Source organism: Microbacterium sp. F1-18 (assembly GCF_052921305.1).
In genome coordinates this window covers 346,673-360,871 of sequence record NZ_JBREVD010000003.1, presented here as the reverse complement: position 1 = coordinate 360,871, position 14,199 = coordinate 346,673, and the positions used below count along the sequence as shown (strand labels likewise).

The following is a 14,199-nucleotide window of genomic DNA, read 5'->3' as shown; positions in this document are numbered from 1 at the left end:
CCGAGGAACCGAGCCACGACGAGTCGCCCTCTACGGAGAATGTTCGCAGCCCATTCGGGCCGCTTGCCAGGCGCTCTCCAGCGGTTCGGATCCGACCGTAGTCAGCGAACAGAGCCGAGGTCATGCGAATGTTCGTCTTGCTCAGCGGCCGATGCGGGAGGCGATCTGGGTGTCGACGTCCTGCAGGGTCTGGGCGGTGGTGCGGAGGAACGCGGCGAGGTCGTTCAGGCCGCCGATGGTGTTGGTTGCTCCGGCGTTGAACCGGTTGTATGCCTCTTGGTATGCGCCCGAAGACCGGTCGGTGACGAAGCCCTGGGTGACGAGCGCGTTGATCTGCGATTGCAGGCGCTGCAGGGTGGTGTTGATTTCGTCGCGACCGGCGATGAGCTGGTCGGCGCGGGAGGTCATTTCGCCATATGTGACATTCATGTTCGCCATTGTGAGATCCCCTTCTACGTAGGCTTTTCCACCATACATTGTTCGCCGATAACCCCCGTGTCCACCTTTTGGGGGACAGAACGGTCAATGCTGGCGCTTTTCGGTGTCACCGAGGAGGAAGTGCGACGTGAACGCGGCGGACTCTCCCGGAAGTGACGAGGAACCCGCGGCCGACGGGGAACTCGGCGCGCGTCGATCGGGGAAATGGCACTCGGAAGATTCCCGCGCCGTCGGTCTCCTCGGGCTGCAGCACGATGCCGCCCCGGGCGGTCTTCAGCTCGGTGAAGATCTGCCATGCCGCCCCCGCGGTGACGGTATCCGTTTCGACGACGACGCGGATGCCGGGCGCGCGGCGCGCCGTTTTCAGCAGACGAGCGATCGAGCCTTCCGCCGCGGTCGCCTCGAACTCGGGGCTGCTCTCGATGACGATCAGCGCTTCGGGCACGGCGCCGGATTGCAGATCCATCGCGAGTCGGTTCGCGAGGTCGTCGGCGTCGTCGACATCCGTCCCCGCTGCGGTCCATGCGGTCGCGTGTGCGAGGTCGCCCGGGCGTGCACTGAGGAGGTAGGCGGGCAGTGGCGGGCTCGTCGCGGTGACGGCATGGATGATGGTTCGCATCGCCGTGGTGCGACCCGACTGGAACGGACCCGAGACGACGAACAGGCCGTCGGTGATGCCGACCGGCTCGAGGGTGTCATCCGCGACTCCGAGAGTGGGGCTCCCGTCCACCGTTGCCGGAAGGCTCGCCCAGGGGATGGTCTCATCGAGTCGGCGGACCGGCGTGGCTGTCGTGGTGATCTCTCGCGCCAGGTCGGTCAGCGCCTGCGTGTGCGCGGCGAGGTCGGCCGTTCCGCCGGGTGTGGCGATCTGAACCTCCCGCCCGCGCGCGTATCCGCGCCCCGCCGGGGCGTCGGTGAGAGCGTCGCGGGGCACCCCCATCAGGTCGTATTCGACATCGGCGGCCAGACGGAGCACGATGCGCTCCTGCAGCGAGGCGAGGATCGACTGCGGGATGGCCGCTTGGCGGTCTGCGGTGAGGACGAAATGGATGCCGACCTGCCGTCCGTTCGTGAGGAGTCCGGTGAAGCCGTCGAACAGCCGCCCGGCGTCGCGGAACTCGTACTCCGAACGGAATGCGGCCATTCCGTCGATGAGCACGATGATGCGGGGGAGCGGATTCGCCGCGGTGCGGTTGTACGCCGAGAGGGTGGCCGCATTCGCCGTGGCGAACAGGCGGGACCGCTCGTTCACCCACTCCTGGAGCTGGGTCAACAGTCGGGTGACGCGTTCGGCGTCGGAGAGTGCGATCACCGCACCCACATTGGGCAGCGCCGACAGGCTCGACAGTGCGCCGCCGACGGAGTCGATCGCGTAGACCCACGCCGGGGCGCGTCCCACGCTCGCGGCGATGGTGAGGGTGCGCAGCAACGTCGTCTTGCCGACGCCGCCGGTGCCGAACACCACGAGGTTGCCGACGGCATCCAGGTCGACGACGAACGGCGTCTGGGTCTGATGCTCGGGCTCGTCCTGCATCCCGATGGCGAGCCCGTCGCCCGACGCGCGGAGGTCGGCGAGGTCGACGGCGTCGGGAAGCGCGTCCAGCCAGGGACGGCGTGGAGCCGCGATCGCGAGCTGGGCGGATGCGGCGCCGATCGATGCCGCGAGCCGCTCGATGTCGCGTTCCCCGGATGTCGGTGCCGCGGCTGCCGCCGGTCGTGGCCAGGCGGCCGCGGGGGCGAAGGGAAGATCACGGATCTCCACCTCTGCGGCATCCCGGTGGTCGGCGCGTCCCCCGACGTACGCGGTCTGGAAGTCGATGACCCGTCCGGCGCCGAGCTTCGCCGCGGCGCGTCCGGGGGTGCCGGGGTCGAAGTGCGCGGCGCGGTCGATGCCGAGCACGTCCTGCGAATCGGCTTCGTCCGCCACGCGCAGGGCGACACGGAGATTCGTGTTGGCGCGCAGTGACTCTTTGATGACGCCGGCCGGTCGTTGGGTAGCCATCACGAGGTGAAGACCGAGCGAGCGTCCTCGCTGTGCGATGTCGATCACCCCGTCGACGAATTCCGGCACCTCCGTCACCAGTGCGGCGAATTCGTCGATGACGATCACGAGGGATGGAGGTGCGTCGTGGTCGCCGCGCTCCTCCAGCGTGACGAGGTCTTTCGCTCCCTTGGCCGCCAGGATCTCCTCGCGGCGCTTCAACTCGGAGCGCAGGCTGATCAACGCGCGTTTGACCAGGTGAGGCGTCAGGTCGGTGACCAGTCCGACCGTATGCGGAAGGGTGACGCAGTCGCCGAATGCCGAACCCCCCTTGTAATCGACGAGGAGGAAGGTCAGGCGATCCGGCGAATGCTCGACGGCCATCCCCAGGATCCACGTCTGCAAGAACTCGGACTTTCCCGAGCCGGTCGTGCCACCCACGAGAGCATGGGGACCATCGCGACGCAGGTCGATACGCAGCGGCGCGGTCGCACCCTGGCCGACGAGCGCTCCCAGCCCGCCGGCTTCCCTCGGGACGCCAGGAATCCAGCGAGCCATGAGCGAGTCGTTCTTGTCCCACCGCCCCGCGACGGCGTGGGGATCGCCCGCGATGTCGTCGTCGAAGAGCTCTACGAGCGACACGGCGGAGGGGAGATCGGATTCGTCCAGCACCGGCGCGCCGTCATCCTCGAGCGGTGCGAGAGCGCGAGCCACCCGTTCCGCCTGCGGCGGGTCGACCAGCTCGATATGCGTCAGGGCGACCTCCGCGCCGTGACGCACGAACGACACCGTGGCCTGCGCAGCGCGCGCAGCGATGTAGGTGCGGCACACCACCGGCAGATGGCTCACGTCGCCGGCCAGCCACACCGTATAGACGCCGACATCCGGTCCGTCGTGCGCGACCTGCACGAGCCGCCCCCGGTCGACCGCCGGGTCGCCGGCGATGAAGACCACCACCGCGGGTGTCAGCGGTTCGCGCTCCGCCGGCTCCCACAACCCCGGTGCGCCCGGGGTCTCCGCCGAGATGTGCGAGCGCACCTGCGCGGCTCCGCCTCGGGCGAGCGTCCGCTGTTGGATCAGCTCTTCGAGGTCGGAGAGCAGTCGCGTGCTGGCGGGGAGGTCCGCGGCGAGCGGAGTGGGAAGGGGATTGTGCGGGCCATCGGTATGGGGGAGCCACTTCACCCACGACCACTCCGCGGCGGCGTCTCCCGCGGCGAACGCGCACACCGCGACATCCGCGGGGGAGTGAAGGCCGGCGATCTGCAGCAGGAGCGCCCGCGCGGCATCACCGGCGAACTGGTCGGGGCCGGCCACGCCGATGGCTCCCGCATCCCGGAATCGCTCGGCCACCGGCACACCCTCGAGATTCCCGAAGCGGTCGACCATGCGCTTGAGCTCGTGCCACTCGTCGGTCGCGCCGAGGTCGCGCGAGGGCATCGTGACCGACACCCGCGACGGCAGGGTTCCGCGCCCGAATCGTACGGAGAGGAAGGCGCCGTGCTCGGGGACGCGCGTCCAGACGAGCGGCGACCGGGTCGAGACCGCCTCGGCGATGTCACTCACCGACGGCGACTCCGCCAATCGTGCGGCGTGCTCCGCTGCCGCATGCTCGCTCAGATCGGTTTCCAGAGACGCGAGACCGGTACGGAACCGGGCGCTCTGCTCCTTCTTCTGCTTCCGGCGTCGGAACACCTGATCCACCCACATGCCGAGCATGAGGATCGGAGACAGAGCGATGAACAGCAGCATCAGCGGATTCTGAGTGATGGCGAACAAGGCGGCGCCCGCGATGATCGGTGCCGCGATGCCGATCCACGGCAACGGGGGACGCTCGCCGACCGACGGCAGCGTGGGAGCTTCGAACTCGGGTGCTCGCCAGGGCTCCACGACACGGGGAGATCGCGAGAACTCTCGCGTCGCTTCGGCGCCGCTCGCCGTGGATACCGGGTCGACGCGGAACCTCGTCGACCCGATGCGCACCTGAGACCGGTGCAGCAGGACGGCGCGGTCGACGCGTTCGCCGTCGACCTCCACGCCGTTGGCGGAGTTCAGATCCGAGACGACGACGGACCTCCCCGACACGGTCACGCTCGCGTGCCGTCGCGACACGAGTGGATCGCGCAGTCGCACGTGAGCGGCGCGATCACGGCCGACGAAGCTCACGCCCGAGCCGAGGCGAACCGTCAGGCCGGCGTCTGGCCCGTCGGTGACGGCGAGCGTGGCCCGCGCGTCGGCTTCGGACGGCGGCGCGGTCCGCGGCTCGACGAGCGCAACGCTCGTTCCGGAACGCAGCCCCGAATCGTGCAGCGACAACAGCGGGTTCAGCGTCTGAGCGTCCGGGGCGCCGGGTGCATGGGCCCAAAGCGTCAGCGGCTGAGACCGACGCTGGCCATCCGCCTGGCCCGCGAGGGCGGCTGCGACATCTCCCACCGTCGCCGTCGCGTCGCACGTGACGACGACGTCACGGTCCCCCTGCTGATCACGGACAATCAACTTCAGTCGCACGGTACCCCTCCGCTTTTGCCCCGAGCGTAATGCCCATCGATAAGACGCGAGGAAGGTCGGTGATTTACCGACTCCCGGCGATGTGATTTTCGATGCGCCGCACTATCGGAACGAATCTCACAGAGGGAGCGCCGTTGTTTTCTCGATCACGAGCTATTTCGTCTGCGCGGACGTGCCGACGGCGCGGAGGTTCGATCCCGCCGAGCGACCCGGCGACGTCATCCCCGGGGCCGGCTCCATCGGGCACCCGTCTGGGTACACGGAAGGGCAGCCGAATCCTCGACTGCCCTTCTGTCACTGGTGCCCCCGACAGGAATCGAACCTGCGACCTTTGGTACCGGAAACCAACGCTCTATCCCCTGAGCTACGGAGGCGTGCCGATCGAGACTATCACCGCAGAGGCGACCGGAACGACCGGGGGAGAAGTGGCGACGAGCGCTTTACAAGTGTTAAAGTCGTTGCATGACGCAAAACAACTTCGCATACGATGACGCCGCCCGCATGGTCGCCGTCGGGACGAAGGCCGAGAGGGATGCGCGTCGCGCGACGCGTTGGTTCCGGATCTTCGTCGTGCTGCAGGCGGCCTACGCGCTCGCCTTCACGCTGTCGGTCGATGTCGCCGGGGCGGACTATTGGAAGGCCTTCCTGCCGTTCGTCCTCGCGTCGGTCTGCATCTGGATGATCGCGCTCCGATCCGAGCGATCGGCGCCGCGCAACGGGATGCGCAACATGGGTATCGCGGTCGCGACGTGGTTCGCGCTCTACACGCTGATGCTCGATCCGGCCCTGCAGCTGCTGCAGCTCTCGTCGCCGTGGTGGTGGGTGCTCGCGGGAGTCGTGTCGATCTCTCCGATCCTCGCCTGCCTCTTCCCGAGCTCACGCCGATGAGTCATCCCCGGAAGGACATCGATGCGCTCATCCACTCACCCGTGCGCTTCTCTCTGCTCGCGGCCCTCCGCAATCTCGAAGACGTCGACTTCCGCTTCCTCGCCGATCTGCTCGAGGTGAGCGACTCGACGTTGTCGCAGACGCTCACCGTGCTCGCCGACGCGGGTCTGGTCGAGGTGCGGAAGGAAGCGGTCGGCCGGCGCACGCGCACGTGGGTCGGCATCACCGATGCCGGTCGCGAGGCGTTCGCCCGCCACCTGGAGACGCTGCAGGCGATCGTCGAATCCGGCTCCGTGAACCCACCGGCAGCGGCACCCGAACCGGCCCCCGAACACAAGGACACCCCCGCATGACATCTCACCTCCGACTCGCCGCCGAGAACGAACTGGATGCCGCCGCCGACGCGCTCGCGGCGGCGTTCGAGAACTACCCGTGGACGCGTCACGTCATCCCCGACGATGACTACGCGTGGCGGCTCCGTGAGCTGCAGCTCGTCTACCTGCGGCACGCGCACGCCCACGGCTTCGTCGGGATCACGGGCCCGGCCGACGGCGTGATCGCCGTCTTGCCGCCCGATGCGCCCGAGCCGGAGCCCGCCGCCGTCGACCGCATCGTCCAGCTGCACGGCGACCGGCTCGGGCGGCTCGGCGACTCCGAGGGCGCGTCGCCCGAGCCCGGGTCATGGCGCATCGAGACTGTCGGCGTGCTGCCGGCACGCCAGGGGCGCGGCCTCGCGTCCGAGCTCATCCGATTCGCGCTCGCCGAGGGTGCGCGGCGGGGAGCCGGCCGATTCGCCCTCGACACGTCCGACGAGCGCAACGTGCGGCTGTACGAACGACACGGCTTCACGGTCGTCTCACGGGTCGACCCGCCGGACGGGCCGCCGGTGTGGGGGATGAGAGCCGTCGTCGCCGACGCCGCTCCGGCGAACGGGAGGACCCGGGCGTGACGGCATCCGAGACTCTCGCGCGCTACATCGCCGCGACGAACACGCACGACTTCGACGAGGTGCAGCAGCTGCTCGACGCGAGCGCCGTCTACTACTTCGGCGATGCCACCTGCGCCGGGCTCGCGGCCGTGCGCGCCTACTTCGAGCGGACCTGGGCACTGATCCCCGACGAGGAGTACGGCGCGGAGGACATCACGTGGGTCGTGGATGCCGCCGACGCAGCGGTGGCCGTCTACACGTACCGCTGGAGCGGACACATCGACGGACAGACCCGCAGCGGTTCCGGTCGGGCGACCAACGTCTTCCACCGGACCGACTCGGGTTGGCGCCTGGTGCACGAGCACCTGAGCGCGGGCCCCGCGGAGGCCGCTGGCGCAGGCAGCGACGGCGATGACATATGTCACTCCGATCGATGACAGTCGCCTCTCCCGTGGAACTCGGCGCCCTGGTCGACTGAGGGAACACGCCGGGCGCACTCGCCCGGCGGTCCCGTCATCGAGGAAGTCCCGTGAAGAGATCGACCAAGCTCGCCATCATCCTCCCGCCCGTGCTGCTCGTCGCCGCTCTCGCCGGGGCCCTCGCGACGACCGCGACGGTCAACGCCGTCGCCACGCGAGACGAGGCCGGCCGGATCGAGCCGTACGGGCAGCGTGTGCTGGTCGGCGGGCGTGAGCTGAACGTCGTCGTGAGCGGCGACCACGGGCAGACGATCGTGCTCCTCCCCGGGCTCGGAACGGCGGCACCCGGCCTCGACTTCGCCCCGCTCATCGATGAGCTCGACGACACCTACCGCGTCGTCGCGGTCGAGCCGTTCGGGACGGGACTGAGCGATCAGACCGACGTGCCGCGCACCGCTGAGAACATCGCCGCCGAGGTGCACGAGGCGCTGCAGCAGCTGGGCATCGAGCGGTACGTGCTGGCGGGGCACTCGATCTCGGGTGTGTACGCCCTGTCGTACGTCGAGGACTACCGCGACGAGGTGGTCGCCTTCGTCGGGATCGACAGCAGCGTTCCCGGCCAGCCAGGCGCCGATGAGCCCATCGCGACCGACGCCGTCGTGCTGCTGCGAGACCTCGGGATCAGCCGACTTCTGCGGGGCCTCGCTGACGATCCCTACGACGTCGAGGCCTACGACGACACGACGCGGGAGCAGATCCGCATGCTCGAAGCTCGGAACACCGCGGCCCCCACGATGATCGACGAGATGGGACGCGCGGCGGACAACTTCGCCGCGGCGACCGGACGGACCTTCCCGGCGGACCTCCCGGTGCTCCTGTTCGTCGTGGCCGATGATTCCGACGTCGAGGGCTGGGTTGAGCTGCACGAGGCGCAGGCGGCTTCGGTATCGCGGGGTGTGGTGGTCCGGATGGCCGGGGAGCACTACCTGCACCGGACTCTGTCGGCGGAACTCGCCGACGGCATCCGGGCATTCCTCGCAGGGGAGAGCGTGCCGGGCGCCGCGGAGCGACAGCCGCCGTCAGGGAACGAGTGGCTCGGGGGCGGGCTCGGCGGCGACCGCCGGTGCTTCGGTGATCGCCGCAACGTCGGCCGCGAGGCGATCGGCGAGATACGCATGCCCCGCCGTCGAGGGATGGTCGCGGCCCGTGGCGCTGGTGTCGATGACGTCGCCGTAGTTGGCGTCGGTGATCCAGTCCTCCGCAATGGGGGAGAGATACCACCAGCCCCGGGCACCGGCGAGCTCGGCGAGATCCCGGTCGATGCGGGCCGTCTCGGCCTCCACCGGCAGCACCTGCGGCGCGGGCCCGAGCACGATGATGCGCGCGTCGGGATAGATCGCCGCGAGGTCATCCCATGCCGCGTTCACAGCGTCGCGGTATCCGGCCGCGCCTTGCTTGCGATCGTTGATCGATCCTTGGACGATCACGAGGTCGGGGTCGAGCGCGGGGTCGAGAGCGGCGATGCGGTCGCCGAACGAGGGGCCGTCGATACCGGGCTTGAGATACCCGCTGCCCCGAACGCCGTCGACGATCGTCGTCCAGCCGGTTCGCTGTGCGACGACGTACGCGTAGCCGAGCGCCGGATCGGATGCCGCGGAGCCGTAGGTCCACGAGTCGCCGAAGATCAGGACGCGCGCCCCCGACGCAAGCGAGAGGGGCGGCGCCTCGACGCTGGCGACCGGTCCGTCCGCAGCCGCCACCGGAGCGGCTGTCGGAGCCGACCAGGGGCGCAGGACGGCCGTGAGCGCCAGCGCGACGACCGCAGCCGTGATCGCCGAGACAGCCCACACGGTCCTGCGGCGGGGGCGGGCGCTTCGGGTCTGCACACGCTGAGGGTACGTCATCGGATCGGGTGTGCGGGACGTCCGCGTGGTGACGCGATCCGGTCCCGACGCGCCGGCTCAGTCGCGGACGGCGGCGACCGCTTCGATCTCGACGAGCTGGTCGTCGTACCCCAGCACCGTCACGCCCAGCAGCGTGCTCGGCACGTCATGGTCTCCGAAGGCACCGCGCACGACCTCCCAGGCCGTCACGAGGTCGGCCTGCGAGCTCGAGGCGACGAGCACGCGGGTGCTGATGACGTCCTCGATGCTCGCTCCGGCCGCGCTCAGCGCCACCGTCATGTTCTCGATGCAGGATGCCGCCTGCGCGGCGTAGTCGCCGACGCCGACCGTCGATCCGTCCGCGGCGAGCGGGCAGGACCCGGCGAGGAAGATGAGGCGTGCATCCGCGGGGGCGGTGGCGGCGTACGCGTATTCGGCGGCATCCGAGAGGGACGACGCGCGGATGAGGGTGACGGTCTTCGACATGAGGGCTCCTCGTTTCGTGGCCGCGCACCAGCCTGCCATCGCGTCCGATCCGATCACCTCCGTGAGCGGCCCGTCGCCGCTTCGCCGCGTGCGAGGATTACCCGGTGCAGCGCATCCTGACGGCCGAACTCGACCTCCAGCTGACCGGTCCCGTCGATGTCATCCTGCAGATCGCCGCGTCGCGGGCGGCATCCTTTCGCGACGAAGAACTGAGCGTCACGCTCGCCGGCCGCGCGCTCTCCGTCTCCGAGATCGTCGACCCTCCGGCGTCTCCCGCGGGCACCCGCATCCACCGCGTCGCGGGCGACGCGGGGACGATCGCGATCCGTTACCGCGCTGTCGTCGAGGGTGTCGCCACCCCGTCGCCGACGAGCGAGCTCGAGACCATCGCCTACCTGCGGCCGAGTCGCTACGCGCAGTCCGACGAGGTGTTCGCGCACGCGCGCCGACAGTTCCGGGGCCTGCAGGGCCGCGAGCTGGTCTCGGCCGTCAGCGACTTCGTCGCCACCAGCACGACGTATGCGCCGGGACTCAGCCTCGGCACCGACTCGGCGGTCACGACCCTCGCGAGCGGTCAGGGTGTGTGCCGCGACTACGCGCACCTCGTCATCGCGCTGCTGCGCGCGATGGACGTCCCCGCGCGCTACGCCGCCTGCTACGCGCCGGGCCTTCGTCCCATGGATTTCCACGCCGTCGCCGAGGCGTACGTCGACGGCGCATGGCACGTCATCGACGCGACCCGGCTGTCGAACCGGCGCGGTCTCGTCCGTATCGCGACCGGTCGGGATGCCGCCGACTGCGCATTCCTGAGCTACTACGGCGGCAACGTCGCGCTCACGCATCTGCGAGTCGACGCGGAGGTCGACGGGGGAGCCCCCGCCGTCGACGACCCCGCCAGCGACGACCACGAGGCCTGGGTCGTCCTCGCCTGACGCCGGCGGGAGGCGTTCAGCATCGGCGCTGCGGCGCCCGCCTAGAATCGGAGGGCTATGAATCCCGATGCTCTCGCCGAAGCCCTCCTGTCCGTCGTCGCCCCGCTCGCCGAGGCGCGACGCCCCGGGTCGAGCGACGGACTCACCGCCGCCGACTTCGTGTTCGAGCGCCCCAAGAACCGTGACCACGGCGACTGGGCGTCCAACGCGGCGATGAAGCTGGCCAAGCGCGTCGGCGCGAACCCGCGTGAGTTCGCCGCCGAGATCGCGGCAGCGCTCGCCGAGGCGCCCGGTGTGGCGTCCGTCGAGGTCGCCGGCCCCGGGTTCATCAACATCCGTCTGGATGCCGCGGCCGCCGGCGCCCTCGCCCGCGAGATCGTCGAGGCGGGCGCTGCCTTCGGCCGCAACGACAGCCAGGCGGGCAACTCGATCAACCTCGAGTTCGTCAGCGCGAACCCCACCGGGCCGATGCACATCGGCCACACGCGGTGGGCGGCCCTCGGCGACGCGATCGCCCGGCTGCTGCTCGCGAGCGGCGCAGAGCTCGTCCGCGAGTTCTACATCAACGACGCCGGCGCGCAGATGCAGCGGTTCGGTCGCTCGGTGCTCGCCAGCGCCAAGGGCGAGCCCACGCCCGAAGACGGCTACCCGGGCGCGTACATCGATGACCTCGCCCAGCGCGTGCTGGCGGCGCGCCCCGACCTGCTGGCCCTCGCCCCCGACGAGCAGGAGCAGGTCGCGCTCGACCTCGGCTACGAGCTTCAGATGGCGGATCTGAAGGACTCGCTCGAGAAGTTCAACGTGCACTTCGACGTCTTCTTCAGCGAGCGGCTGCTGCACGCGACCCCCGCCGACGGTGGGCCGAGCCTCGTCGACCAGGCGGTCGACCGGCTGCGCGCGCAGGGGCACGTCTTCGATCAGGACGATGCCGTCTGGGTGCGGACGACGGATTTCGGCGACGACAAAGACCGGGTCATCCGCCGTTCCAACGGCGAGTACACCTACTTCGCCGCCGATGCCGCCTACTACCTGAACAAGGGCGACCGCGGTTTCGCGCACAAGATCTATCTGCTGGGAGCCGATCACCACGGCTACGTCCACCGTCTGAAGGCCCTCGCGGGCGCAGCCGGCGACGATCCCGAGAAGGACATCGAAGTGCTGATCGGACAGCTCGTCTCGATCAACGGCGCTCGCCTGTCCAAGCGCGCGGGCAACATCATCGAGCTCGACGACCTGCGCGACTGGCTCGGCACCGACGCGCTCCGATACTCGCTCGCGCGTTACCCCGCCGACTCGCCGCTGACCCTCGACCCCGAGATCCTGCAGAAGCGCACGAACGACAACCCCGTGTTCTACGTGCAGTACGCGCACGCCCGCACGCACAACGTCGCGCGCAACGCCGCGGACTCGGGCGTCACCCGCGACGCATTCGCCCCCGAGCTGCTCGACCACGAGACCGAATCGGCTCTCCTCGGCGCACTCCAGGAGTTCCCGCGGATCGTGGCGTTCGCCGCCGAACTGCGCGAGCCGCACCGCGTCGCCCGGTACCTCGAAGAGCTCGCGAGCCTCTACCACCGCTGGTACGACACGTGCCGGGTCACGCCGCTCGGCGACGAGGAGGTCACCGACCTTCACCGCACGCGCCTCTGGCTCAACGACGCCACGGGACAGGTGCTGCGCAACGGGCTCGACCTCCTGGGTGTCAGCGCCCCCGAACGGATGTGACCGACGTGAGCGGTGCCACGCAGCCCACCCTCCCGCTCTTCGAGGCGACCGCGGTCCCGCCGAAGCGGCGACGTCGGGCGCTGCCGTGGATCATCGCTCTCGTGGTGGTCGTCGGTCTCGCGGTCGCCGCCTGGTTCGTCGCCGAGAGCATCACGCGCAGCATCCTCACGAACACCGTGCGCGAGCAGGTCATCACCCGGCTCGCGCTGCCCGAGGACCAGCAGATCGACGTCGGATTCGACGAGCCGGTGCTGCCCCAGGTCATCGGCGGGCGGCTCGACCGTCTCGACGTCGCGAGCGACGGCATCCCGCTCGGCGACGTCCTGGCCGATGTGTCCGTGCGCGCGACGGATGTTCCCATTCGCGCCGACGGGGGTGACATCGGATCGGCGGAGGCGACGGTGGTCTTCGCGGAGGACCAGCTCGAGACCCTGCTCTCGCAGGTTTCGGGCGTCTCGGGCGCCGGCGTGCAGCTGGATCCGCCGAACGTGACGGTCGAGGTCGAGATGCCGCTGTTCGCGCTGTCGGTGCCGCTCGGACTGGATCTGACTCCGAGCGCCGTAGACGGCGACATCGTCCTGACGCCCACGGCCGTGCGGCTCGGGGGTGCGGCGCTGACCGGAGACGACCTCCGGCAGCGGTTCGGCTCCGCCGCCGACGGCGTGCTGCGGGACTACTCGATCTGCATCCGCGACCGGTTGCCTGCCGGGCTGACGCTGCGCGAGGTGCGCGTCGAACGCGGTGCGCTGGTGGCCGAGGTCGACGTCGACGGGGCGATCGTCCGCGATCCGGCGCTTCAGGCCGACGGCACCTGCGCCTGAACCCGCCCGCCCGGGGCTCAGTGGCCGTGGGCGAGGAGCAGCGCAACGGCGACCACGGCGACCAGCCCGAGCAGCAGTGCCGATGCAACGAGACGCTGCAACGCGGTCAAGCCCGTGCGCGCGCTGGCGAGAAGCACGACGCCCACCAGCACGGCGGCGTCGGCGATGATCCCGATGATCAGCGCCGTATCGAGGTCGATGAGGTCGAACAGGGCGACAACGAGCGCGAGCAGGGGGAGAGACGCGGTTCCGAGGGCGACCGTGGCCGTCCGCGCCATCACGGCCAGCTCCCGTCCGCTCGGGAACTGACGATGACCGATCTGATGCGCGATGACCTCGGCGACGAAGCCGGCGGCAGCGATCGCGAAGATGCCGACCGCGAGCGCGAAGATCGACTCACCGACCGTGACGTGCTCGGCGGTGAAGAGCCCCGCGAGGATCGCGAGTCCGGTCACCGTCGCGTAGATGCGTTCTTTCAGCGCTCCGATGCGTTCGTCGAGTCCTGCCGACTCGTGCGTGACATTGCCCATGATCGCCTCCTGCGCCAGGCTACAAGCGTGGAGTGCTCATGACTGCCGGCGATGAAGGTCCGGCTCTTCTCGTGGTCGCCGACGCCGTCGCCTGGCGGGCCTGGCTCGATTCGCACGAATCCGACTCCGACGGTGTGAGGTTGGTGCTCGCGAAGAAGAACGTCACCGAGCCGACATCGCTCACCTACGCCCAAGCACTCGATGAGGCGCTGTGCAGCGGCTGGATCGACGGTCGGCGGAACTCGCGGGACGAGACCACGTTCGTGCAGCTGTTCACGCCACGACGAGCGCGCTCGATCTGGTCACAGCGCAACGTGGGGATCATCGAACGGCTGACGGGCGAAGGCCGCATGCGCGAGAGGGGCTGGATCGAAGTCGAGCGTGCGCGCGCGGACGGGCGCTGGGAACGAGCCTATGCCGGACAAGCGGGAGCTGCGGTCCCGGCCGATCTCGAGGCAGCGTTCTCGGCCTCACCCGCGGCAGCCCGCCGATTCGCAGCTCTGCGTGCCGCCGAGCGGTACTCCGTCCTGCACCCGGTGCTCAGCGCTCCCTCGGAGGCCGCACGGGCAGCGCGTATCCGCCGCGTCGTGGCGCGTCTCGAGGGCGATGACGAGGTCTCGTCGTCTCCGTGAGGAGGGTGACGGTGCGGGCCGTCGCCCGCGG

At 69.8% G+C, this 14,199-nt stretch carries 13 protein-coding genes, 1 tRNA gene and 1 pseudogene; 9 read left to right on the top strand and 6 right to left on the bottom strand.

Annotated elements, in window-relative coordinates:
* Nucleotides 1–141: 141 nt before the first annotated feature.
* The 3 genes from ACU6RU_RS10400 to ACU6RU_RS10390 all read right to left on the bottom strand — a co-directional run bounded on the left by ACU6RU_RS10400 (nt 142) and on the right by ACU6RU_RS10390 (nt 5,298).
* Nucleotides 142–429, bottom strand: coding sequence for a WXG100 family type VII secretion target (locus tag ACU6RU_RS10400; RefSeq protein ID WP_289329940.1), 288 nt, complete (start codon nt 427–429; stop codon nt 142–144).
* A gap of 115 nt (nt 430–544) precedes the next feature.
* Nucleotides 545–4,924, bottom strand: a complete 4,380-nt coding sequence (locus ACU6RU_RS10395; protein WP_446726486.1) for an FtsK/SpoIIIE domain-containing protein — start codon at nt 4,922–4,924, stop codon at nt 545–547.
* Between the two features lie 298 nt (nt 4,925–5,222).
* Nucleotides 5,223–5,298, bottom strand: a tRNA-Arg gene (locus tag ACU6RU_RS10390).
* Nucleotides 5,299–5,386: 88 nt separating this feature from the next.
* Between ACU6RU_RS10390 and ACU6RU_RS10385 the strand changes: the two genes are divergently transcribed.
* The 5 genes and pseudogenes from ACU6RU_RS10385 to ACU6RU_RS10365 form a co-directional block, all read left to right on the top strand.
* Nucleotides 5,387–5,812, top strand: a complete 426-nt coding sequence (locus ACU6RU_RS10385; RefSeq protein ID WP_446726485.1) for a hypothetical protein — start codon at nt 5,387–5,389, stop codon at nt 5,810–5,812.
* A complete protein-coding gene (locus tag ACU6RU_RS10380) occupies nt 5,809–6,165 on the top strand; it encodes a transcriptional regulator (RefSeq protein ID WP_289329937.1) in 357 nt (118 codons plus the stop codon). Before ACU6RU_RS10385 ends, ACU6RU_RS10380 begins: the two co-directional genes overlap by 4 nt.
* Nucleotides 6,162–6,761 carry a GNAT family N-acetyltransferase gene (locus tag ACU6RU_RS10375; protein WP_446726484.1) on the top strand — a complete coding sequence of 200 codons (600 nt, stop codon included), beginning with the start codon at nt 6,162–6,164 and terminating at the stop codon, nt 6,759–6,761. Before ACU6RU_RS10380 ends, ACU6RU_RS10375 begins: the two co-directional genes overlap by 4 nt.
* Nucleotides 6,758–7,177 carry a YybH family protein gene (locus ACU6RU_RS10370; RefSeq protein WP_446726483.1) on the top strand — a complete coding sequence of 140 codons (420 nt, stop codon included), beginning with the start codon at nt 6,758–6,760 and terminating at the stop codon, nt 7,175–7,177. The genes ACU6RU_RS10375 and ACU6RU_RS10370 overlap by 4 nt, the downstream gene beginning before the upstream one ends.
* A 92-nt stretch (nt 7,178–7,269) precedes the next feature.
* Nucleotides 7,270–7,731 (top strand): annotated as a pseudogene (locus ACU6RU_RS10365) (alpha/beta fold hydrolase); the annotation flags it as partial.
* 507 nt (nt 7,732–8,238) lie between these two features.
* On the opposite strand, the gene ACU6RU_RS10360 reads toward ACU6RU_RS10365, so the two are convergent.
* Complete coding sequence (locus ACU6RU_RS10360; RefSeq protein WP_446726482.1) at nt 8,239–9,045, bottom strand: SGNH/GDSL hydrolase family protein; 807 nt, start codon at nt 9,043–9,045, stop codon at nt 8,239–8,241.
* 75 nt (nt 9,046–9,120) lie between these two features.
* Nucleotides 9,121–9,528 carry a RidA family protein gene (locus ACU6RU_RS10355; protein WP_446726481.1) on the bottom strand — a complete coding sequence of 136 codons (408 nt, stop codon included), beginning with the start codon at nt 9,526–9,528 and terminating at the stop codon, nt 9,121–9,123.
* Between the two features lie 104 nt (nt 9,529–9,632).
* Here ACU6RU_RS10355 and ACU6RU_RS10350 point away from each other — a divergent pair, with 104 nt between their 5' ends.
* The 3 genes from ACU6RU_RS10350 to ACU6RU_RS10340 are packed head-to-tail and all read left to right on the top strand — an operon-like array spanning nt 9,633 to nt 13,006.
* Nucleotides 9,633–10,460 (top strand): transglutaminase-like domain-containing protein, encoded by an 828-nt coding sequence (locus tag ACU6RU_RS10350; RefSeq protein ID WP_120264802.1) that lies wholly within the window; start codon nt 9,633–9,635, stop codon nt 10,458–10,460.
* A gap of 57 nt (nt 10,461–10,517) precedes the next feature.
* Nucleotides 10,518–12,185: an arginine--tRNA ligase gene (gene argS / locus ACU6RU_RS10345; protein ID WP_446726480.1), complete on the top strand. Its 1,668-nt coding sequence runs from the start codon at nt 10,518–10,520 to the stop codon at nt 12,183–12,185.
* A 5-nt stretch (nt 12,186–12,190) separates the two neighbouring features.
* Nucleotides 12,191–13,006 (top strand): LmeA family phospholipid-binding protein, encoded by an 816-nt coding sequence (locus tag ACU6RU_RS10340; protein WP_120265169.1) that lies wholly within the window; start codon nt 12,191–12,193, stop codon nt 13,004–13,006.
* A gap of 17 nt (nt 13,007–13,023) precedes the next feature.
* Here the strand turns inward: ACU6RU_RS10340 and ACU6RU_RS10335 are convergent, their stop codons facing one another.
* On the bottom strand, nt 13,024–13,536 hold the full coding sequence (locus tag ACU6RU_RS10335; protein ID WP_120264804.1) for a hypothetical protein: 513 nt from the start codon (nt 13,534–13,536) through the stop codon (nt 13,024–13,026).
* 38 nt (nt 13,537–13,574) lie between these two features.
* Here ACU6RU_RS10335 and ACU6RU_RS10330 point away from each other — a divergent pair, with 38 nt between their 5' ends.
* Nucleotides 13,575–14,168 carry a YdeI/OmpD-associated family protein gene (locus ACU6RU_RS10330; RefSeq protein WP_120265170.1) on the top strand — a complete coding sequence of 198 codons (594 nt, stop codon included), beginning with the start codon at nt 13,575–13,577 and terminating at the stop codon, nt 14,166–14,168.
* Nucleotides 14,169–14,199: the final 31 nt, after the last annotated feature.